Raw genomic sequence first — 19,408 nt, 5'->3', positions numbered from 1 at the left:
TTTTACGGCTTTAAAAATAGTACAATAAAGATTCAGAAAAAAACCAGGCCCGGGTTATAAACATCAGAAAAGAAAAAGGCCACGTAATTGGATGTGGCCTTTCTAATTACTGATTCTGGAAATTATTTCAATTCACTGGCTTTTATTTCTCTGGTCCAGAGTTCTTTACCGTCTTTATCAAGCACATTAATCTTCAGCACGCGGTCTGTGCGTTTGCCTGATATTTCAAGCAACCCGAAATTGTGTTTGGTAACTGTGGTGCCTTCCAAATAAGGGCTATCAGCTTCTTCTTTTACTGGTTTTGAGGGGCCAGAGGTAAGCGCAGAAATAGTAAGGTCATATAGTGGATAAGCGCCGGGGCGGTCTACTTTTGTCAGGGCTGTCCAGTGGCGGTCACCACTGATAAAGATTACCCCGGGTATTTTTTCTTTGGTAATGAGTTCAAACAACTGGTTGCGTTCTTCTTCATAATTGGCAAAATTCTCGAATATTTTAGCCGGATTACCCACCTGCCCTCCTACTATAACAAATTTAAACGGTGCATTTGAGAACTTAAGGGCATCTACCAACCATTGAATCTGCTTTTGCCCAAAATACTCTCTGCCTCCGGTAGTACGGTCGTTAGGCGTTCTCCACCAGCGATCGTCCATGAGGAAGAACTGGCAGTCTGCCCATTGAAAAGACCCCGTTACGCCTTCATCCTTAAAGGTATAATTGAGGTTACCCCAGAAAAGCTTAAAGGCATCAAGGGTTTGTTTTTTACTTACAAAACCTCTGTCGGCATCGTTAGGGCCAAAATCGTGGTCGTCCCAGATAGCATAGTTATGAATACTACCGAGCAAGGGCTGCATTTCAGGCAATGAGCGCGTATGGGTATAGCGCTTCATGATACCCGTTTTGGTGTTCCAGTCCGGCTCACGCAGATAAATATTATCGCCGCTCCACAACATAAAATCGGGCTTTGATTGATAGATACTCGTAAAAATTTCATACTCAGAACCATAAGGCGTACCCGGGCGGTCAAATTCTGTTTCATTGATATAAGCACAGCTACCCAGCGCAAACTTAAAGGCCGGAGGGTCGGTACGCCATTGCCAGAGCGCCTGGGTCTGAAACTCAAGCGGATAACTGAGCGCCACTTTCTTTTTATCTATCCATACCTCGTATGCGTATTTTTTTCCCGGCAATACCTCGTCTGCAATTAGTCTGGCAACAAAAGCATCTGATTTAGTGGTTTTAAACTCTTCCGTTGCATACTTTATTGCGGGCTTTGTTTTGTCCCAATACACAAATTTCACAGATGCCTCTTTTTTAGTTTGTACCCATAGCAGCACTTCTCTCATTTCTGAATACCCAAGCATAGGGCCAGACTGTATCTGTGCCATCAGGGTAGATACGCTAATTAGGCCTGCAAATAATAGCAGATTTAATTTTTTTATCATAATATTAAATATTGATTGTAAAATGAATCAATACAAATTTAACCTATTCAATAGAACCCCTATATTAACCTTCTGTAAAATGTGCAAAAAACTCCTTTTGCTTGTAAACCCCTTTTCGGGTACAGGTAAAAGCCTGGCCGCCAGCGAGTACCTGAAAAAACAACTGGATAATTACGATTATACAACCATTGTGAGTGAGTACAGAGGGCATTTTATTCACTTTCTGCAAAGTGAAGACCTGACTCCCTACGAAAAAATTATTGTTTTTGGAGGCGACGGCACCATGCACGAAATATGTAATGCCCTGGCCGAAAAAACTTCTCTACCCCCTATTCTGTTGTTTCCCTGTGGTGGTGGCAAAGCATTGAACCACGACCTGAAAAATCTTGACTGGGATAGTTCGCTTGCAAAATTCAGACAAAACAACATTAAGCACATTGACATTTTTAAAGCCACTTTTCCGACGGCACCGGCTCCGGAACAAATGAGCTACGGTTTTAATATTATTGGCTGGGGGCTGGTATCAGATATTAATAAAACAGCAGAGCAACTACGCTGGCTGGGTGGCTTAAGATACAGCGTGGGAGCCATCTTTCATATTTTCAGGAATCCTTCGTTCAAGGCAACTGTAACGGTTGACGATGAAGTCTTTACCGGAGATTTCAGTTTTGTGCTGGCCTGTAATACGCAACACACAGGCAAGGCGATGAAGATTGCCCCGCTTGCGGTTCTGGATGATGGCCTGCTGGATGTACTGGTAATTAAGCATGTTTCGTTTTTTCATCTGCTGCGGCTGTTTCCTTTAATTTTCTCGGGCAGGCACATTCATTCCTCTTTGGTTGTTTACCGGAAGGCCAGAAAATTCAACATTGATGCCGACCCATTCATGCTGGTAATTGACGGCGAAACCAAAGGACAAAGCCCTTTGCAGGTAGAAACATTAGGAAACAGATTGCCTCTGGTTGTGTAAGCAAATAAACAGTTGCTTCTTTTTCCTCCATAACTGCATCAAAATATCCTTCAAAAATGAGTATATTGTCAATATATTGCTCTGAATTACGTTTATTAACCATAAACACCCCAAAGACAAACCCTAAACCATGAGCTTTAAATTTACCATTTTGCTCTTAATGGTTGCTGCTATTGCTTCTGCTCAGAATAAATTTACTGTGAGCGGGTATATCCGCGAAAAAGGAAGCCAGGAACAACTGATAGGAGTAAATGTGTATTTACCGAATTCGTCAATCGCCACAGCTTCAAATACCTATGGATTTTACTCACTTACGATTTCAGCTTCTGACAGCCTGACACTTATTTTCTCGATGGTTGGTTACAAACGAGTTGAAAAACAGTTAAGCCTTCTGAAAAACCTGGAGTTGAACATTGAGATGGAAACAGCTAATCAGTTGCAGGAAGTGATGGTGTCGGCCAGAAGACAACAAGACAAAGTAAGCGAAACGCCTCAGATGAGCAGTATAGACCTGCCTGTGCAGCAAATCAAAAAAATACCTGCTTTTTTAGGCGAAAAAGATGTGCTAAAGGTGCTGCAACTAATGCCTGGAGTACAGAAAGGCTCCGAAGGGCAGTCGGGCATTTATGTGCGGGGCGGCGGCGCAGATCAGAACCTGATTATATTAGACGACGCCATTGTGTACAATGCCAATCATCTTTTTGGTTTCTTTTCTACTTTTAACGGCGATGCCCTGAAAAGTGTGGAACTCACCAAAGGCGGCTTCCCCGCCAGATATGGCGGCAGGTTATCGTCAGTGATTGACTTAAACATGAAAGAAGGCAATAAGGAGAAACTGCATGGCGAAGGCGGCATTGGTCTGATATCGTCAAGGCTGACTCTTGAAGGGCCCATCAGAAAAGGCAAATCATCGTTTTTAATTTCAGGCCGCAGAACCTACCTTGATGTAGTGGCCAGGCCGTTTATCAAGGCGCAGTCAGATGCCGGAACTCAGGATGACGGCGGTTATTATTTCTATGACCTCAATGCCAAACTGAACTACGATTTCGGCCGCAAAGACAAGGTTTATGCCAGCGCCTATTTTGGCAGAGATAAATTTTACAGCAAGTCAAAAACAGATACCGAAAAGAATGATTCAGACCTAAACTGGGGTAACATTACTACCACGCTCCGCTGGAATCACCTCTTTAATGAAAAACTGTTTGCCAATACCTCTTTTATTCTTAGTAGTTATCAATTTGGTATTGGCAGTTATTATCAGGATTTTCAAACCAGTAGCGACAACTACACCCTGAATTATCAATCGCGCATCAACGACATAGGCCTGAAGAGTGACTTTGATTATTTCCCCAATCCTAAGCACTCAGCCAGAATTGGCATGGCGGTTACACGTCATCGTTTTATTCCGTCGGCCATTGTGCTCAAAAGCAGCCAGACCAACCTGGAGCGTGAAGCCAGCCCGATTGATGTAATGGAATCTGGCATTTATGGAGAAGATACCTGGAAAGCCACCGACCATCTAAAAATGAATATAGGGCTAAGGCTCAGCTATTTTATTGCCCAACAAAAGAGTTACCTGCGGCCCGAACCCCGCATCTCTGCGGCCTTGAAACTGGCCGAAAACCTGTCAGCCAAAGCCTCTTATGCAGAAATGAATCAGTTTGTTCATTTGCTTTCTAACACGGGTATCGGGCTGCCTACCGATTTATGGGTACCTACCACCCGCAAGGTAGCGCCGCAAAACTCAAGGCAGGTAGCTGCAGGTATTGCCAAAGACTTTCCGAAGCAAAACCTGGCACTTACTGTAGAGGGGTATTATAAATATATGCGTAATATACTGGCCTATAAAGAAGGTTCTACATTCTTAAACCTTGACGGCCTTGGCGCGCAGGAAGTAAACTGGGAAAACAACGTAACAGCCGGAAACGGCTGGTCTTATGGCGGAGAATTTTTATTGCAACGTAAATCAGGGCGTATGTCTGGATGGATTGGCTACACATTATCATGGACACTCTGGCAGTTTCCTGAACTGAACGCCGGTAAAAAGTTTTATCCGAAGTATGACCGCCGACATGACCTATCGCTGGTAGGCATATATGAGCTCACACCACGCATTACAATATCAGGCACCTGGGTATATGGCACAGGTAATGCCCTAACCTTACCTGTTGCCACTTACAGCGCCTACATTGACCGGTTCAATAGTGCCAGAAGAACCCCGGCCATTGTTAACCGGATACAGTGGAGCAGCCAGGATGCCAATGAATATGGCGAAAAAAACTCATACCGTGCAGAACCATACCACAGGCTTGATTTCGGTATTCAGTTTCATAAAAAGCTTAAACACCATGAGCGCACGTGGGAATTTAGCCTCTACAATGTATATAACCGCAGGAATCCGTTTTTTTATAACATAAGTACCGAAACCATAACTTATTCAGACAATACCGTGGCCGAAAAAAATGTATTGAAGAAGTACTCGTTGTTCCCGATTGTGCCGGCGTTTTCTTATAATTTTAAATTCTGACAACACTGATGAAGTTTCTTTCCTATTTATATGGTGTCATTTTATGTTCAGGATTGCTGTCTTGCGACAGCCTCATTACTACCGTACCTGAAGACAAACTACCCCAAGGAGCCGGAAAACTCGTCCTGCATTCTTATATTTCTCCGCAAGACACCCTCATTCTGGTAAAAATAACACTATCAAACCCTTTACTGGGTATTCAGCCAAACAGCGGGTACACCTATACTGTTGTCGGCCAGGATACCATCTACCAGACCAACGTGCCAGTGGCAAATGCCAAAGTAAGTATCTCAAACTCAAAAAGGCAGTCGGCTGAATTACCATACAGTAAAACCCAGCAGGTTTATTTGCTTGGCACGAAGTCGTTCCCGATTCTTGCCGGTGAAACTTACACCATAAAAGCCAGTGCACCAATGGGTAATATTGAGGCAGCCTGTACCGTACCAAAAGATGCCGCATCTATTGTAAAATACAAGATTGACACCCTTACTGACTTCCGTGTGAATCCTACCCGTCTTACTTTCAGGATTAATTTTGACTGGAAAGACATACCGGGGCAGGAAAACTTCTATACCATGAAAGCAGAAATAAAAGCGCCCATGGTGTTAACTCCTTTTCCTGACAATAAATCTCAGACTACCCTCATCAGAACAATCAGTTATACCGGTTATTGGGATGAAGAAAACCGGCAGGAGCAATACCAGACCGATGCAAGCCGCGATGGGCAGTTGCTCTCAACCCCCAATGGTATTATTACCCCGGGTACCGAGGCAGTAGCAGAAAACAATCAGCGCTATTATACCCGTTATGCAGGCAAAAAGAGCATCATCCGCCTTGAAATTCTAAACACCGACAAGAACTATTTCAATTATCACAGGGCTGTGCGTATTAACAACCGGCAGGATGGCAACCCGTTTGTAGAGCCGGTACCCATACCCACCAATATAAAAAATGGCTTAGGGTGCTTTGCTGCATCAAACAAATCGGTTCTTATTTTTGCCTTTTAAGTGTTTAGTATTTTGGCAGTGCCGGTTTTATTTATGCCCTATGATTCGTATCTTTGTCGCCTTTAGCAGAAATAAAATTTTAAAGAGATGGAAATTACAGGTAAAATAGTACAGTTGTTGCCACTACAGACAGGACAAGGAAAAAATGGCGTTTGGAAAAAGCAGGATTTTGTAATTGAAACCGAAGGCCAATACCCCAAAAGAGTATGTATTTCGGCTTGGGGAGATAGAATCAGTGAAAGCCTTTTGGTAGCAGGCAGAGATGTAACTGTATCGTTTGACCTTGAAAGCCGCGAGTTTAACGGCCGCTGGTATACCGACGTAAGAGCCTGGAAAGTAGAAGAGGCCTCAGCAGAAACTCCTTATTATGCGGCTCCGGCGCAGTCGGCACCGGTTGCCAGTAAACCTGCAGCACCTGAGTTTCTGGTTTCTGCCGAAGAAGGACAGGACGACCTGCCGTTTTAAAGCAAACACAAAAATATTGATTACATCAGGAAACACAGAGCGGCTATATCCTCTGTGTTTCTTTATATCAACATATAAGCATATTATAACCCATAAACCTCTGTTTCAAGCAGAAAAACCATGTTTTCAATTCAGAATTTCACAGTTGAGTCTCTAGCCAGCCAGTTCGGCACACCGCTCTATGTTTATGACGGCCACAAAATTGAAGAGCAAATCAGTAAAATGCGTACTGCCTTTGCTGGTAGTAACCTAAAACTGAAATATGCCTGCAAAGCGCTTACCAACATCAACATCATGAAGCTGATGCGAAAGAACGGCGTAGATATAGACGTGGTATCAACACAGGAAGCACATCTGGCAATTCTGGCAGGTTATGAGCCGCATCAGATACAATATACCCCAAGTGGTGTGGCGTTTTCTGAAGTTCAGGAAGCCGTAGCCATGGGTTTAAGAATGAATCTTGACTCGTTGCCTTTGCTGGAGAAATTCGGACAAACCTACGGAAATTCTCAACCTATCTGTCTGCGAATTAACCCGCATATCATGGAGGGCGGAACCCTGAAAATTTCTACCGGCCATAAAGACTCCAAGTTCGGCATTTCTATTGAGCAGGCACCTGAAATTTATGAAATTGTACAAAAGTATGATTTGAAAGTAACAGGCCTGCATCAGCATACGGGTTCTGATTTCAAAAATGCGAATGTGATTATTGAGGCAGCCGAAAAACTATTTGAATTAGCTTTTAAATACTTTCCGAATCTGGAATTTCTTGACCTGGGTTCGGGCTTTAAAGTGGCCTACAAAGAAGACGACCACGTAACAGACATGGAAAAGCTGGGTAAAAGTGTAGTAAAAGTGTTTAACGATTTTTGCCGGCAGTATGGTAAGGATGTTCAGCTTTGGTTTGAGCCCGGTAAATTTCTGGTAAGCGAGTGCGGTTATTTACTGGTAACAGCCAATGTGGTGAAGCATAACCCGGGCCGTAATTTTGTAGGCGTTGATTCAGGCCTTAATCACCTCATTCGCCCTATGATGTACGACGCCTACCATGATATCATCAATGGGTCAGATCCTGAAGGTAAAGAAAAAGAGACTTATGATATTGTAGGGTACATCTGCGAAACCGATACTCTGGGCAAAGACCGTACGATTCCGAAAGTAAAAGAGGGCGATATTCTGGTAATTAAAAATGCAGGCGCTTATGGTTTTTCTATGGCGTCAAACTATAATTCCCGTTTCCGCCCGGCAGAGATATTGATATATAATGGAGAGGCGAAATTGATTCGTCAGCGTGAAACCATGGAGGATATTCTGCGCAATCAGATTGTGCTTGAACTCTAGTTTGCTTACATTTGAGGCCTCAACTTACTTACAATTATGATTGCTTCTCAACAAGACTTCCATCGCTCTAACAAAAGAGATGAGTTTGAATCGCCTGATTTTTATGGCATAGATGATTTACTGACCGAAGAACATCTGATGATTCGCTCGGCGGTGCGTAGTTTTGTAAAGCGTGAAATATCACCCATTATTGAAGATGCCGCTCAGAGATGCGTTTTCCCTGAGCATCTGGTAAAAAGTATGGGAGATATGGGGGTCTTTGGCCCTACTATTCCCTTAGAATACGGAGGGCAGAGTCTGGATTATATATCTTATGGCCTGATGATGCAGGAAATTGAACGCGGCGATTCCGGCATGCGTTCAACGGCTTCAGTGCAGGGCTCGCTGGTTATGTTTCCTATTTACAAATTCGGCAGTGAAGAGCAAAAGCAGAAATTTCTGCCCAAGCTGGGTAGTGGAGAGTTTTTAGGTTGTTTTGGGTTAACAGAGCCTGACTTTGGTTCAAACCCTGGTGGCATGACGACCCACTTTGTTGAAGACGGAGACCACGTGATTCTGAACGGCGCAAAAATGTGGATATCTAATGCCCCCAAGGCAGATGTGGCAGTTGTATGGGCAAAAAATGAGCAGGGTCGCATCAAGGGTCTGATTGTTGAACGTGGCATGGAAGGGTTCAGCACACCAGAAATACACGGCAAATGGTCGTTACGTGCCAGTATAACCGGCGAACTGGTCTTTAATAATGTAAGAGTACCCAAAGCAAACATATTGCCTGAGGCTGACGGATTGAAAGCCCCAATGGCTTGCCTTGACAATGCACGCTACGGCATAGCATGGGGTGCCTTAGGAGCAGCGATGGACTGTTACGAGGCTGCCAGAAGATATGCCATGGAGCGCATACAGTTCGACAAGCCCATTGCTTCTTTTCAGCTTACGCAAAAGAAACTGGCCGAAATGCTTACCGAAATTACCAAAGCCCAACTGATTTGCTGGCGACTTGGGAATCTGAAAAATCAAGATAAAGCCACTACGGCACAAATATCGTTGGCTAAGCGTAACAACGTAGCCATGGCTTTAGATATAGCCCGTGAAACTCGCCAGATTCATGGTGGCATGGGCATAACCGGAGAGTATTCGATTATGCGCCACCAGATGAACCTCGAGTCAGTTGTAACCTATGAGGGCACACATGACATTCACCTGCTTATATTGGGCCAAGCCATTACGGGTATTGCTGCGTTTAAATGATTAGCGATTGAGTGATTTTTGCTACATCAATTATTATTTTATCTAATTTTGCAGCCAGACAGTATTTCATATTCACTTGGCAATAACCTCTCAAAAATACCTTATTCTTATTGTTGGCCCTACTGCCGTAGGCAAAACAGACTTGTCTGTCAGGCTGGCACATTTGCTTCAAACTGAAATTATATCAGCCGATTCACGGCAATTTTATAAAGAACTAAGCATTGGCACTGCCAAACCAACCCCAGAAGAAATGGATGGTGTTATCCATCATTTCATTGATTCTCATCATATAACTGACTATTACAGTGCCGGTGATTTTGAAAGAGATGCCATCAGGCTAGTGGAAGAAGACATCTTTAAGCGAAAAGATGTAGCCATCATGACCGGAGGCTCGGGGCTTTTTATAAAAGCCATTACCGACGGATTAGATGAGATGCCCGAAGCACCCTTAGAAATTCGGGAAAATCTTATGAACAGACTTGAAACTGAAGGTCTTGAGGTACTGGCCGGGGAGTTAAAAAAACTAGACCCAGAGTATTGCGCCACCGCCGATTTACAAAACTCACAGCGTGTGGTGAGGGCTCTGGAAGTTTGCTTAAGTGCTGGCAGACCTTTCTCTGAATTTCATAAAAACCATAAGGTTGAACGAAGCTTTCAATGCATAAAAATTGGTATTGAACGCCCGAGAGAAGAACTCTACGACCGCATTAACCTACGAATGGATATGATGCTGGCGAATGGTTTGGTAGACGAAGTAAAAGGTGTAACGGCATTCAGAAATCATAATGCTCTACAAACAGTAGGCTATAAAGAAGTATTTGAGTATCTGGATGGAGCTTTTGACTACCAGACGATGGTAGAGTTATTGAAACGCAATTCAAGACGATATGCCAAGCGGCAAATGACCTGGTTCAAAAATCAGGATAATTTCAAATGGTTCAATGCGGATGATTTTAATGGGGTTTATGGATATATAAAACAGCAGTTAAAGACAGTTAATGATTAAAACCTGACTTTAATTTTATAAACCTTAAACCACGGAGTATCCCGAAGTTTAACACAGAGTTGCGCGGAGGAATAATGCACTACCTTGATAATAAAATAACAACTAAAATTGAATACCTTATTACGTCATTCCTGTTGAGGCGGACGGCTAGTTCACAATTAAAAATCTTGGAATGTATATAACCATGCGAGAGAGATTGTTGGATTTTTGATTGTGCGAGTTGGAATGATGGGCTGCTTTGCGGACGGCTAGTCTTGCGTTACTTTTTGCAGCTCAAAAAGTAACAACCCGGGAATTTAAAATACGAATAACTTTTTTGGTGCGGTTTCATAAAAACTCAGAAAGAATTGTAGTGGAACCCGACGTAGAATTTGGTGATAAAATATAATACACTTTCCTACTTCCAATAATCATACTGAATATACCTCGCCGTTTCATCAGCTACCTCTTTCCCATACAGTTTAGCAACTACATACAAAGCCATATCAATACCCGCCGATACCCCTGCCGAAAGAATAATCCGTCCGTTATCAACCCAACGTTCTTCCGGTATTAATGTGGTGTCTGGTGCCACAGCCCGCATTTGTTCAACTGCTTTAAAGTGTGTGGTGGCCGACAGCCCATTTAGCAAATTTGCCTTTGCCAGAATAAGCGAACCCGTACAGACAGACAAAAGCAATTCTACTTTTTCATTCATTGCCTTTACCCAGTCCAGTAGCTTTTCATTATTCATTTCGCGGCGGGTTCCGTAAGGTGTGCCATCCGGTTTAAAACCTCCCCCACCAGGTATCAACAAAATATCAGGCACCGGGCAATTTTCTAAAGTATAGTTTGGCACCACCTGCAGGTTATTTCTGGCAGCTATCTGCGGTTTTTCAGCAACTGTAAATACTTCAAAAAAGCCGTCTCCCCCGCCTTGTTTTCCGGCAACACCAAAAATCTCGAAGGGCCCGGTAAAATCGAGTACTTCTACCTCATCAAAAATAAAAATGGCTACTGTTTTCATCATTAAACATTTAAAATGACACCCATTGAGAATTTAAAATTCGACAAAACCTGTCCAGACAGATTGATACTCTCGCAAAATAGATTTTTCTTTGCAAAAACTTTCTGATTGAATGCAAAAAATTACTATTGCCGTTGATGGGTACTCCAGCTGTGGCAAAAGCACCACGGCCAAAAGAGTGGCAAAAAAACTGGGTTATACCTATATCGATACTGGTGCCATGTACCGTTCGGTAACACTCTATTTTCATGAACACCTGATTACCCTCACTAACGACAAAGAAGTTGAAAAAGCGCTTGAAAACATTCATATTGAGTTCAGGAGGAATGCGAACGACGGTCGGAATGAGACCTATCTGAATGGGCTTAACGTTGAAGATGAAATCAGAAAGCTGTACATTGCCAATCAGGTAAGTGAAGTAAGCGCAGTAGCTGCCGTAAGGCATGCCATGGTAGCCCAACAACGCCGCATGGGCAAAAAAAAAGGAGTAGTAATGGATGGACGCGATATAGGTACAGTGGTTTTTCCTGATGCTGAACTGAAGATATTTATGACCGCCGACCCACTGATAAGGGCTAATCGCCGCCAGATAGAGTTATCAGAAAGGGGAGATCTGATTGACCTGGAAGATATTATTGAAAACATAAGAAAAAGAGACCTGATAGATACCACCCGTAAGGAAAGTCCGTTAAGAAAAGCAGATGATGCCATAGAAGTAGATACGTCTTTCATGACGCTTGACGAACAGGTGGATGTAGTATGCCTGCTGGCCGACGAAGCGCTCAGCAAAAAGTTAAAGAACGGTTCAATGTAAATCTATGCAGGAGTTTGATTACATCATAGTGGGACAAGGTATTGCGGGTTCTGTGCTGGCTTATCAGCTCTTGAAGGCCGATAAACGTGTAGTTATTCTGAATGACGAATCGCTTCCAACCTCATCGGCTGTAGCCGGTGGCATTTTTAACCCTGTAACCGGTAAAAACCTGGACAAAACCTGGCTGGCAGATACGCTTTTTCCTTTTTCCAGAGAGTTTTATCTTACACTCGAAAAAGAAACGCACACCCGCTTTTATTACGAAACCAATCTATTCAGACCCTATGCCAACGAACAACAGCGAAGACATTTTCTGCAACTGACTGATGAATACGATTTATCCAAATATATTCAACTGGTAAAACCCAATCAATATCAGTCAATTGAAAACAGTCTCGGTGGCTTGTATACAACATTAGCCGGGTGGGTAGATGTACCTCTCATGTTGAGTACATTAAAAAAACTTTTCGTTCAAAAGGCTGTATATCAGGCCGAAAAATTTGATTACCCCGCTTTGGTGCTTACTAACGAGAAGGTTTCCTACAAAACTTTCAGCGCCCCAAAAATAATTTTCTGCGATGGGTACTACGCCATGCAGAACCCCTATTTCAACTGGCTGCCATTTAACCCCGCCAAAGGAGAAACAATTATTGCAACCATGACTGACTATTCAATTAAAGAAATTGTTAATCAGGGAGCATGGATTATTCCTTTAGGCAATCAGCAATACCGTTTTGGGTCAACGTATAGCTGGAATCAGTTAGACTGGCTACCGACACAAGAGAGCCTGGAAAGTATAACCGGTAAAATTGATAAATTTCTCAAAATCCCGTACCAGGTTATTGACCAGCAGGCGGGTATCAGACCTACAACTAAAGACCGCCGCCCATTTCTAGGCAACCATCCGGCACACGGCAACGTCTATTCGTTTAACGGTTTAGGCACCAAGGGGGTTTCTCTGGCGCCTTATTTTGCACAGGAGATGTTATATTTTTTAGAAAGCAAGAAAGATTTGCCCGCGGAGTCTAACATTCGAAGATTTTATTCGTTATATTCGTTACAGGATAAAGCATAATACCTTAAACCAGAAAACAAAGTCTGAAACCCGAACCAAGGAGCGGGATATATACAGAGAGCTATGAAAAAAATCTCTACTTTTCAACGAAATATTGCTCGCTTGTTTGCCATTAACGCTCTTATTTGCATTGGTGTATCATCTGCTTCTGCTCAGAACTACTTTGCCTCTACACAAGAAGAATTTGGCAAAAACCGTATTCAGGAAAAGAGATTTGAATGGGTAACGCTCACCAGCAATAATTTTGAATTCAATTACTATAGAGGCGGCGATAAAATTGCCCGCAATGCTGCCAAGTTTTCTGAAGAAGAATATGACCGTATTACCGAGTTGTTAGGCTACACGCCTTTTACAACCATGAAGATATTTCTTTATAATTCGCCTAAAGACCTGGCGCAAAGCAACATAGGACTTACGGCACCTGTTGATTTAGACGGCGGTATTCTCAATCTGGCCAAATCGCGCGTGCAGATTGCGTACACTGGCAAAGAAGAAACCTTCAGGCAGGAGTTAATCAGACAAATTTCGCGCTTGTTCGTTTACGATATGCTTTACGGAGGCTCGCTGAAAGAAGTACTGCAGAGTTCTCTGCTACTTACCGTGCCTGAATGGTATATGGCTGGAATTGCGGCCTATATTTCAGAAAACAGCGAAAACCCCGCAACCCTGGACCGCCTGCGGATTGCCGTATTGAAAAATAAAGACAAGAAAATTTCTAACCTGGAAGGCAAAGATGCAGAGCTTGTCGGGCAATCTATCTGGACCTATATTGCCTTGCGATACGGTAAAGATAATATCTCAAATATCCTGAACCTGACCCGGATCATCCGCACGGAAGAGTCTAGCATCACCAGTACACTGGGTATCTCATATAACCGCTTTCTAAAAGAATGGAAAGAATTTTATGTGAGTGGCGCCTATGCCAATGCGACTCCGAAGATTGTAGAAGCAACCATAAACCGGCCTTCGGTTTCTCCGCGCATTGAATTAAGCAAGCCCAAAGAAAAACTGGTACTTCAAAAAGGAGAAGTAGATACCGATAACTATGAATTTGATGCTGAAAACGTCATGAAGTCGTTGGCCAATGAAACTGGCAAAAATAAGGTTGATGCAGGCGATAAAACTTCTCCGAAACCGGGTCGTTACCGTGAAACCCTGAAAATAAAAGGGCCTTTCGCGTATGAAAATATCATGATTGCCAATGATATAAAAACTGAATTTCTGATGGATCCGGTGCGCCGTATTGGTATGAAAAACACACTGGTGCTAAATGATTTACTTGAAAACCATAATCTGAAAATCGGGTTGTTTATTGCGCCAATCATACGTAATCATGATATTCAGCTTGAATACAATAATAATGCAAAAAAGATTGACTGGGGCTTGGGCATTTTCCGCCGTTCAGTATCACTGGGTGAGCTCGACAGCAGAAGTATGTATTTGTTCAAGCCTTTAAAAATCAATCTTCCTTCTGCTGCCACCGCGTCTATTGACCGCCGGTTATTCTATAACAAGTTTTCGGCTTATGCCAATTATCCTATAAGTAATAAACTTAGGGTAGGTATTTCTCCGTTTTTTCTTACTACAACAGATATTAATTTACTTGAACTAAGCACCAAAACACTTACCACTAACTACCTGGGTTATAAAGCAGAAGTTGTATTTGACAACACCACACCGCTTTATAGCAAAGTTCTTTTGGGTACAAGAGCCAAACTGCGTTTAGAGCGCAATTATAGTCTTGCTTCCGGCAGCGGTAATTTCAGCAGGCTGGTGGTTGATGCGCGGCATTATCAGCGCTTATTGAATACCTTTATTTTTGCAGCCAGATTATCTTACAGCCGTTCATTGGGCAATTCACCTAAAGTTACTTTTCTGGGTGGTGTAGAAAATTCTGTTAACCGAACCATTGAACCATCTAACGGACAAATGGATGGTATACCGAACGATTTGCGCGACATTCTTTTCTTCGACTATGCCGGTAACCTGAGAGGCTTTAATTTTGCCAAATTGTTTGGCACCAGCCACTTGCTGACTAATTTTGAGCTCAGGCTTCCGTTAGCTCAGTATTTTTCTAAAGGTTCGTTTTCTTCAAGCTTCCTTCGCAATATGCAGTTTGTGGGCTTTAGTGATATTGGCACTGCCTGGTATGGTAGTAAAGGACCTTTTAATCGCCAGAATAGCCTGAATACTGAACAAATCGGAGGTGGAGCAAATCCATTCAGTGCCCAGGTTACCAACTTTAAAAATCCTTTTCTGATTGGCTACGGCGCAGGAGTAAGAACTACTATTTTGGGTTATTTTGTAAAAGCCGATTACGCCTGGGGGCTTGAAGATGCAGAAGTAGGCAAGCCCAAGTTTTACCTGTCTCTAGGCTACGATTTTTAATTTACTTGATTGTACTGAATTACGACGAGATATAAACCCGTTCGCAAGAATGGGTTTTAGTTTGTTTTATAGACTGGAATCTGCCTTGCAAATGAAAAACAGGCAAAATAAAAGCCCTAAAGCACTAGTTATTTATAACCAGCTAATCAATTTTTTCTGGTCTACACTGGCTTTTACCCCGGTTATCTATTTCTGTATCCAACATTTGCCGCTCAGCATACTTTACTGGTTTCTGCTTATCAGTTGCCCGGTCATTTTTGTTCCAACTTCATGGCTTGCCCGTATAAGACTAAGTAAAAGCCAACACTTATACAGAAAAATAGGTGTAAGATTTATTAAAAAATATACGCAGGACGGCGACCTGGTAAATAACATTGTTAAAAACAGTCACCCTGAGTACAGGTACATTGAAAGCAAACAATCTTTTAAGAATGTTTTGGCCAAGTCTGCTGTCAATGAGAAGTTCCACTACCTTGTATTTGTCTTTTTTCTTTGTTTAGGCATTTATGCGTTCATTAAAGGGTTGATAGCATGGGGGATTTTTATATCACTTGCCAATGTTGCCTACAATATTTATCCGATTTTTTTACAACAATATAACCGCATCAGAATTAATCTGCTGATGCTCCGTAGAAACAACATACAATAAATTGAATTACTCGTTTGTACTTCTTGTAATAAAACTCAACAGGTTTTATTAACTGACTTATCCGATAAGATAATTCCATGCTCAGCGAAACACTTTCGCAAGCACTGTTTCTCTGAAAAATTTCAAACATTTACTATACTTTTTAAAGCAAACGGATAGGACTTTACTAATGACAAAGGCTGACATCATAACTTCGCGGCTTTATAATCAGCAACTGAGTGAGCCAGCATTTATTACACCCGAACAGGTGGTATCATGGATGGGCGCTATGCAGTCGCAGGAATATGCGATGGCAAAATGGGCCATTGCATTAAGAGCTAACAATCTGGATGAATCAGCAATTGAACAGGCCTTTAATGAAGGCAAAATTTTGCGCACGCACCTGATGCGGCCAACCTGGCATTTTGTTGCACCAGCCGATATCCGGTGGCTTCTGGCCTTAACGGCTCCGCGCGTGCATGCTTTTAATGCCTATCAGTACAGAAAAAACGGACTTGACAACAACGTTTTCAGTAAATGCAATGCAATTATCATTCAGCAACTGGAAGGCGGTAAATTTCTAACCCGCAATGCCCTCAATGATGCCTTTGTTGAAGCAGGAATAGTAACAGATGGTGTAGGTCTAAGCTGCCTGATGATGCAGGCTGAATTAGAAGGAATTATCTGTAGCGGCCCGAGGCAGGGAAAACAATTTACTTATGCCTTACTAGATGAAAGAGTTGCCTCAACAAAGCCTTTTACACAGGAAGAAGCTTTAACTGAGTTAGTAAAAAGATATTTTACCAGCCGTGGCCCGGCAACCGTGCAGGATTTTGTGTGGTGGTCTGGCCTGACTACAAAAGATGCCACCAAAGGGGTTAATAATCTGCCATCAGACTTTGCAAAAACCAAAATTGATGGTCAGGAGTACATTTTCAAACCAGCCGACACTAAAGATTTAAAGCATCCGAACCATTCTTTCCTGATGCCGGATTATGACGAATACGGTATAGCATACAAAAACAGAAATGCTATATTACCATCAAAAGCCCCAAATGAAGAACAAGCCGTTTTTGCCTATAACCGTATGGTGGTTATCAACGGTGTAATTGTCGGTTCATGGCAAAGGATAGTAAAAAACGGAATATTACATATCGAAGTTGCACCCGTTTACCCACTAACTACGCAAGAAAATGAAATAATTGCCAATGCCATTGAGCGCTTCAAGGCTTTTTTGGGCGGTTAATTCAATGGCTAAGATTACAAATGATCGCCTATTAAATATTGGCGAATTTTTAGAATTATCTCCTTATCAACATTTTCATCTACTTTTCTTGCAAAAAAATATGGAGACTTTATCATTTCGTCAAAATCTTGAATTCTCCAGGTATATGGAGTATTCCCTTCGCGTCTTGACCAATCAATCAGTCTCATATTTTCTCTATCTTTAACAACAGAAGATGAAACATTTCTTTCAAATTCAGAATTCATCAATTCTGTCTGAATGAACACCTCATCACAACATATAGTATGCCTATATGACTTCTCAATAATAGACTTTTTATTAACAAGATGCTTCGCAAACGCAAGAGAAATAGAAAAGAACGCTGAGCCATGATAATATTTTGTAAACTCGCGTTTTCTTTTGATAAACAGAATTTTTTGTAGCAAAACCAGCCCGTTGCGTAGGTATTTATAAATTTTTCTATCTCGGTAATTAAATCCTTCAACAAAAAAATGATACCTTTCAGTTTTCCATTGAGCAGTCTTAAGGCGATTATTATTAAATCCTACGAATTCTTTGGACGTTTGCCCAAAAAATGAATGAAGGAAATCTTGTGTTTTCAAAGGCAAATCCATCCCAGAAAGAAGATGATAATAAGTGTATTCATGTTGTCGCAATGCAGTTTCCAATAGTTGTAATTCAGCCATTATTAAGCTAATACTACCCCAATAAATTTTCCTATCTGGGTCTTTCAAAACGCTTAAGCTTGCATATTTTGGTTTATACAATAATTGATTTTCCGATAAATTTGATTTGACATCTATCAAAATATAAATGTCATTTCTTTTATCGTCTAAAAGCTCAATTAATATAGATAACTGCCATGGATTATTGTGCGCAATAATTAAGTATGCGTGTTTATTCATTCTTTATAATATTCAATATAATTCCAGCTCGTTTGAAATGGAACAAAATTAACAATATCCATAATAGAAAATCTATGGTGAGTCCTTTCTCAAAAATAAAGTAACGAACACCTGAGATGATTTATCACCATTCTTTAATTAATCGTAACTATTATCATCTGATTGAAGAATTTCTTTTTTAGCCAATGAGAGCGCAGAACCAATTACTTGATGCATATCATAATACTGATAATCAGCTAATCTACCTCCAAAAATATAATTCTTAAGCCTGTCTGATTTCCCTTTGTATTTTCTATGTAAAGCTTCATTAATTTTGTTATTTATCGGATAGTACGGTTCTGAACCTTTAAACCAATGAATTGGAAATTCCTTAGTTATAACCGTTTTCGGCCCTTTATTAAATTCAAAATGCTTATGCTCAATAATCCTGGTATATGGCACCTCTTTGCCTGTAAAATTCATTACAGCAACTCCTTGATAGTTTTCAGTTGAAAGTATCTGCTCCTCAAATCGCAATGACCGATATTCAAGAACACCATCTTCATATCCGAAAAGTTCATCTAAAGGACCAGTAAAGACAATCTTTTTTGCGATGGATTCCCAATACGCCCTATCATCAAGAAAATTTACATTGAGTCTTACTTCAATACCTCTAAGCAGAGAAGCCACTAGCAAATTATAACCCCCTTCTGGTATACCCTGAAACTTGTCATTAAAATAGTTATTATCAAAGGTAAATCTTACAGGTAATCTTTTAATTATAAATGCAGGAAGTTCTCTTGCAGGCATACCCCACTGCTTTTCCGTGTATTCTTTTATTAAAATTTCGTAAATATCTTTACCGACCAAAGATATCGCTTGTTCTTCGAGATTATCCGGAACTATAATTCCCGAGCTATTTACCTGGTTTTGAATGATTGACTTTACTTCCTCAGGAGATTTAATTCCCCACATCTGGTAGAAAGTATTCATATTAAAAGGTAAATTGTAGAGATTGCCTTTGTAGTTGGCAATAGGTGAATAAGTAAACCTATTAAAGCGAACAAACTTATTTACGAAATTCCAAATATCTTCATTATTAGTATGAAAAATATGGGGGCCAAATTTATGAACATTTATGCCTTCAACCGCTTCACAGTAAACGTTTCCACCAACATTTTTTCTTCTGTCTAATACTAAAACCTTTTTGTCAATTCTCGAAACTTCATAAGCAAAAGTTGCTCCAAAAAGCCCGGAACCAACAATTAAATAGTCGTACATTTTTTTGATTTAATTTTAGAATCCATAAAGATTCAAGCTATTTGTGTGATATAGTCTTTGAGGAAAAGATTCACAGGCTA

At 41.4% G+C, this 19,408-nt stretch carries 16 protein-coding genes; 12 read left to right on the top strand and 4 right to left on the bottom strand.

From position 1 onward, the window contains the following. Positions 1 to 122: 122 nt before the first annotated feature. Entirely contained in the window at positions 123 to 1,442 is a 1,320-nt protein-coding gene (locus NZ848_RS02215) for an alkaline phosphatase D family protein (RefSeq protein ID WP_259014173.1), read from the bottom strand. Positions 1,443 to 1,521: 79 nt separating this feature from the next. Between NZ848_RS02215 and NZ848_RS02210 the strand changes: the two genes are divergently transcribed. The 7 genes from NZ848_RS02210 to miaA all read left to right on the top strand — a co-directional run bounded on the left by NZ848_RS02210 (position 1,522) and on the right by miaA (position 10,006). After that, positions 1,522 to 2,412, top strand: coding sequence for a diacylglycerol/lipid kinase family protein (locus NZ848_RS02210; protein WP_259014172.1), 891 nt, complete (start codon positions 1,522 to 1,524; stop codon positions 2,410 to 2,412). A gap of 130 nt (positions 2,413 to 2,542) precedes the next feature. Beyond that, entirely contained in the window at positions 2,543 to 4,939 is a 2,397-nt protein-coding gene (locus NZ848_RS02205; protein ID WP_259014171.1) for a TonB-dependent receptor, read from the top strand. An 8-nt stretch (positions 4,940 to 4,947) separates the two neighbouring features. After that, on the top strand, positions 4,948 to 5,946 hold the full coding sequence (locus tag NZ848_RS02200) for a DUF4249 domain-containing protein (RefSeq protein WP_253533672.1): 999 nt from the start codon (positions 4,948 to 4,950) through the stop codon (positions 5,944 to 5,946). A gap of 87 nt (positions 5,947 to 6,033) precedes the next feature. Next, positions 6,034 to 6,411 carry a DUF3127 domain-containing protein gene (locus NZ848_RS02195; protein ID WP_253533671.1) on the top strand — a complete coding sequence of 126 codons (378 nt, stop codon included), beginning with the start codon at positions 6,034 to 6,036 and terminating at the stop codon, positions 6,409 to 6,411. A 120-nt stretch (positions 6,412 to 6,531) separates the two neighbouring features. Further along, entirely contained in the window at positions 6,532 to 7,752 is a 1,221-nt protein-coding gene (gene lysA / locus NZ848_RS02190; RefSeq protein WP_253533670.1) for a diaminopimelate decarboxylase, read from the top strand. Between the two features lie 36 nt (positions 7,753 to 7,788). Continuing rightward, positions 7,789 to 9,000, top strand: a complete 1,212-nt coding sequence (locus tag NZ848_RS02185) for an acyl-CoA dehydrogenase family protein (protein WP_259014170.1) — start codon at positions 7,789 to 7,791, stop codon at positions 8,998 to 9,000. 76 nt (positions 9,001 to 9,076) lie between these two features. Then, positions 9,077 to 10,006 (top strand): tRNA (adenosine(37)-N6)-dimethylallyltransferase MiaA, encoded by a 930-nt coding sequence (gene miaA, locus NZ848_RS02180; RefSeq protein ID WP_259014169.1) that lies wholly within the window; start codon positions 9,077 to 9,079, stop codon positions 10,004 to 10,006. A gap of 397 nt (positions 10,007 to 10,403) precedes the next feature. Here the strand turns inward: miaA and NZ848_RS02175 are convergent, their stop codons facing one another. Further along, positions 10,404 to 11,015: a DJ-1/PfpI family protein gene (locus NZ848_RS02175; RefSeq protein ID WP_309600817.1), complete on the bottom strand. Its 612-nt coding sequence runs from the start codon at positions 11,013 to 11,015 to the stop codon at positions 10,404 to 10,406. Positions 11,016 to 11,124: 109 nt separating this feature from the next. On the opposite strand from NZ848_RS02175, the gene cmk reads away from it, so the two are divergent. The 5 genes from cmk to NZ848_RS02150 all read left to right on the top strand — a co-directional run bounded on the left by cmk (position 11,125) and on the right by NZ848_RS02150 (position 17,163). Beyond that, positions 11,125 to 11,826, top strand: a complete 702-nt coding sequence (gene cmk / locus NZ848_RS02170) for a (d)CMP kinase (RefSeq protein ID WP_259014168.1) — start codon at positions 11,125 to 11,127, stop codon at positions 11,824 to 11,826. A gap of 4 nt (positions 11,827 to 11,830) precedes the next feature. Beyond that, positions 11,831 to 12,901, top strand: coding sequence for an NAD(P)/FAD-dependent oxidoreductase (locus tag NZ848_RS02165; RefSeq protein ID WP_259014167.1), 1,071 nt, complete (start codon positions 11,831 to 11,833; stop codon positions 12,899 to 12,901). Between the two features lie 63 nt (positions 12,902 to 12,964). After that, on the top strand, positions 12,965 to 15,289 hold the full coding sequence (locus NZ848_RS02160) for a hypothetical protein (protein WP_259014166.1): 2,325 nt from the start codon (positions 12,965 to 12,967) through the stop codon (positions 15,287 to 15,289). A 91-nt stretch (positions 15,290 to 15,380) separates the two neighbouring features. Further along, positions 15,381 to 15,938, top strand: coding sequence for a glycosyl-4,4'-diaponeurosporenoate acyltransferase CrtO family protein (locus tag NZ848_RS02155; protein WP_259014165.1), 558 nt, complete (start codon positions 15,381 to 15,383; stop codon positions 15,936 to 15,938). A gap of 169 nt (positions 15,939 to 16,107) precedes the next feature. Beyond that, complete coding sequence (locus tag NZ848_RS02150) at positions 16,108 to 17,163, top strand: winged helix DNA-binding domain-containing protein (RefSeq protein WP_259014164.1); 1,056 nt, start codon at positions 16,108 to 16,110, stop codon at positions 17,161 to 17,163. Positions 17,164 to 17,177: 14 nt separating this feature from the next. On the opposite strand, the gene NZ848_RS02145 is transcribed toward NZ848_RS02150, so the two are convergent. Further along, the gene (locus tag NZ848_RS02145) at positions 17,178 to 18,068 is read right to left on the bottom strand and encodes a beta-1,6-N-acetylglucosaminyltransferase (RefSeq protein WP_259014163.1); all 891 of its coding nucleotides are present in this window, start codon (positions 18,066 to 18,068) and stop codon (positions 17,178 to 17,180) included. Between the two features lie 138 nt (positions 18,069 to 18,206). Next, positions 18,207 to 19,328, bottom strand: coding sequence for a UDP-galactopyranose mutase (gene glf, locus NZ848_RS02140; protein ID WP_259014162.1), 1,122 nt, complete (start codon positions 19,326 to 19,328; stop codon positions 18,207 to 18,209). Positions 19,329 to 19,408 lie beyond the last annotated feature (80 nt).

The organism is Emticicia fluvialis (assembly GCF_024793945.1).
Classification (GTDB): Bacteria; Bacteroidota; Bacteroidia; order Cytophagales; family Spirosomataceae; genus Emticicia; species Emticicia fluvialis.
The sequence above is the reverse complement of the archived record's forward strand: the minus strand, read 5'-3'. Positions and strand labels throughout refer to the sequence as shown.

What these genes read in the sequence shown, in the direction of transcription:
- NZ848_RS02155 (WP_259014165.1), top strand. Translation starts at nt 15,381, where the DNA reads ATGAAAAACAGGCAAAATAAAAGCCCTAAAGCACTAGTTATTTATAAC.
- NZ848_RS02185 (WP_259014170.1), top strand. Translation starts at nt 7,789, where the DNA reads ATGATTGCTTCTCAACAAGACTTCCATCGCTCTAACAAAAGAGATGAG.
- NZ848_RS02200 (WP_253533672.1), top strand. Translation starts at nt 4,948, where the DNA reads ATGAAGTTTCTTTCCTATTTATATGGTGTCATTTTATGTTCAGGATTG.
- cmk (WP_259014168.1), top strand. Translation starts at nt 11,125, where the DNA reads ATGCAAAAAATTACTATTGCCGTTGATGGGTACTCCAGCTGTGGCAAA.
- NZ848_RS02195 (WP_253533671.1), top strand. Translation starts at nt 6,034, where the DNA reads ATGGAAATTACAGGTAAAATAGTACAGTTGTTGCCACTACAGACAGGA.
- NZ848_RS02145 (WP_259014163.1), bottom strand. Translation starts at nt 18,068, where the DNA reads ATGAATAAACACGCATACTTAATTATTGCGCACAATAATCCATGGCAG.
- NZ848_RS02165 (WP_259014167.1), top strand. Translation starts at nt 11,831, where the DNA reads ATGCAGGAGTTTGATTACATCATAGTGGGACAAGGTATTGCGGGTTCT.
- NZ848_RS02160 (WP_259014166.1), top strand. Translation starts at nt 12,965, where the DNA reads ATGAAAAAAATCTCTACTTTTCAACGAAATATTGCTCGCTTGTTTGCC.
- NZ848_RS02215 (WP_259014173.1), bottom strand. Translation starts at nt 1,442, where the DNA reads ATGATAAAAAAATTAAATCTGCTATTATTTGCAGGCCTAATTAGCGTA.
- NZ848_RS02205 (WP_259014171.1), top strand. Translation starts at nt 2,543, where the DNA reads ATGAGCTTTAAATTTACCATTTTGCTCTTAATGGTTGCTGCTATTGCT.
- NZ848_RS02150 (WP_259014164.1), top strand. Translation starts at nt 16,108, where the DNA reads ATGACAAAGGCTGACATCATAACTTCGCGGCTTTATAATCAGCAACTG.
- NZ848_RS02210 (WP_259014172.1), top strand. Translation starts at nt 1,522, where the DNA reads ATGTGCAAAAAACTCCTTTTGCTTGTAAACCCCTTTTCGGGTACAGGT.
- lysA (WP_253533670.1), top strand. Translation starts at nt 6,532, where the DNA reads ATGTTTTCAATTCAGAATTTCACAGTTGAGTCTCTAGCCAGCCAGTTC.
- NZ848_RS02175 (WP_309600817.1), bottom strand. Translation starts at nt 11,015, where the DNA reads ATGATGAAAACAGTAGCCATTTTTATTTTTGATGAGGTAGAAGTACTC.
- glf (WP_259014162.1), bottom strand. Translation starts at nt 19,328, where the DNA reads ATGTACGACTATTTAATTGTTGGTTCCGGGCTTTTTGGAGCAACTTTT.